This window comes from Streptomyces sp. WAC 04229, from assembly GCF_003947455.1.
GTDB lineage: Bacteria > Actinomycetota > Actinomycetes > Streptomycetales > Streptomycetaceae > Streptomyces.
In genome coordinates, this window is sequence record NZ_QHJH01000373.1 from 1 (window position 1) to 2,319 (window position 2,319).

Annotated in this window: 2 protein-coding genes; both read left to right on the plus strand. The window is 74.3% G+C overall.

Features of this window, described 5'->3' with window-relative positions:
- Positions 1-289: 289 nt before the first annotated feature.
- Positions 290-1,351 (plus strand): adenosine deaminase, encoded by a 1,062-nt coding sequence (locus DMH12_RS38235; protein WP_125495835.1) that lies wholly within the window; start codon positions 290-292, stop codon positions 1,349-1,351.
- A gap of 14 nt (positions 1,352-1,365) precedes the next feature.
- The gene (locus DMH12_RS38240; protein ID WP_125495836.1) at positions 1,366-2,076 is read left to right on the plus strand and encodes a glycerophosphodiester phosphodiesterase; all 711 of its coding nucleotides are present in this window, start codon (positions 1,366-1,368) and stop codon (positions 2,074-2,076) included.
- Positions 2,077-2,319 lie beyond the last annotated feature (243 nt).

Here is a 2,319-nt window from a genome sequence, read left to right on the forward strand (position 1 = left end):
GGCTTGCCGAGGCCGACGCGCGGGGCCGGGCCGGGGGCGGCGGCGCCTGCGGCCGGGCCCGGCGCCGGGGCGCTCTCCGGGGCCTGGGGTGTCTGCCTCGGGTCGTGTCTCGGCGGCTGCGCGTCGTCGGGCATGGTCGGGTCCCCCTCAGTCGCACGTCCCGTCATGCTACGGCCCGCCCCCGCCCGGCCCGGGCCCGGCCTACGATGATCCCGAACCACCGATCAGCCGATCACCCGCGCCCCGCCGGCCCACCCGGCCCGGGACGCCGCCCTGGGGAGGAAGACCCTTGACCGAGCACCTCGTCGACCCGGACGTCCCGCGTGACCTGCACGCCTTCATCGCCGGGCTGCCCAAGGCCGAACTGCACGTCCACCACGTCGGTTCCGCCTCCCCCCGCATCGTCTCGGAGCTGGCCGCACGCCACCCCGACTCCAAGGTCCCCACCGACCCCGAGGCCCTGGTCGACTACTTCACCTTCACGGACTTCGCGCACTTCATCGACGTGTACCTGTCCGTCGTCGACCTGATCCGCACCCCGGAGGACGTCCGCCTGCTGACGTACGAGGTGGCCCGGGACATGGCCCGCCAGCAGGTGCGGTACGCCGAGCTGACCATCACCCCGTTCTCCTCCACCCGGCGCGGCATCGACGAACGCGCCTTCATGGACGCGATCGAGGACGCCCGCAAGGCGGCGGAGGACGAGTTCGGGACCGTGCTGCGCTGGTGTTTCGACATTCCCGGCGAGGCCGGTCTGGAGTCGGCCGAGGAGACCGCGCGGCTCGCCACCGACGACCGGCTGCGTCCCGAGGGGCTGGTCTCCTTCGGGCTCGGCGGACCGGAGATCGGGGTGGCCCGCCCGCAGTTCAAGCCGTACTTCGACCGGGCGATCGCGGCGGGCCTGCACTCGGTGCCGCACGCGGGCGAGACCACCGGTCCGGAGACGGTGTGGGACGCCCTGACCGAGCTGCGCGCGGAGCGCATCGGCCACGGCACCAGCTCCGCGCGGGACCCGAAGCTGCTGGCCCACCTCGCCGAGCGGCGCATCCCGCTGGAAGTGTGCCCGACCTCGAACATCGCCACCCGCGCGGTGCGCACCCTCGACGAGCACCCGATCAAGGAGTTCGTGCGGGCCGGAGTCCTGGTGACGGTCAACTCCGACGACCCGCCGATGTTCGGCACCGACCTCAACAACGAGTACGCCGTCGCCGCGCGCCTCCTCGACCTCGACGAGCACGGCCTCGCCGCCCTGGCCAAGGACGGCGTCGAGGCGTCCTTCCTGGACGCGCCGGGCAAGGCCCGGATCACCGACGAGATCGAGACGTACACCGCAGCCTGGCTCGCCTCCTGAGAGTTGCCGCACCCATGACCACCACCCCGCACGACGTGACCGCCGTGGGCCACCGCGGCGACCCGTACCGGCACCGGGAGAACACGCTCGACTCGCTGCGCTCCGCCCTCGCGCGGGGCGCGGACGCCGTCGAGACCGACGTACGCCTCACCCGGGACGGCGTGCCGGTCCTGCTGCACGACGAGACGCTGAAGCGGCTCTGGGGCCACGAGCGTCCGCTGCGCTCCCTGTCCGCCGAGGAGGTGCGGGGGCTGACGGCGGGCGGGGTGCCGACCCTCGCGGAGGCGCTGGCCGCGACCGGAGACGCCCGGCTGATGCTCGACCTGCCGGGCGGTCCGGACGAGCGCGCCGTGCGCCGGATCGTGGACGTGGTGCGCGAGTGCGGCGCCGGGGACCGCGTGTACTACACCGCGGGCCCCGTCGCCATGCTCGCCGTACGCGCCGCCGACCCGGACGCCGAGATCGCCCTCACGTGGACGACGTCGGCCCCGCCCCGGGCCGCCCTGCTGGCAGCGGTCCGGCCGCGGTGGCTCAACTACCGCTTCGGCCTGGTCGACCGGGCCCTGTCCGACCGCGTCCACGCCGACGGCCACCTGCTCTCCGTGTGGACCCCCGACACCCGCCGCACCATGCGCCGGCTGATCGCCCTGGGCGTGGACTCGATCACGACGAACCGGATGGACGTGCTGCGCACCCTGCGCGACGGGGCGGGTCCCCGCCCGTAGGGGCGATCCCGTACAAGTCCCCCCGCTCGTGGGGGGACTTCCCGGAGTCCAGGGCCGGGGCCCCTGCCCTCCTCACCGACGATCCGTGACGGGGCGCCGTGGACGAGGATGATCATCGACCTTCCCGCCGGACCCACTGGAGCAGTCGATGCGTGCCCGTACCTCTACCGTCCTCACCGCTTCCCTCGTACTCGCCCTCGCCGCCGGCCCCCTGGCGGCTCCCGCGTCGGCCACCCCGCCCTC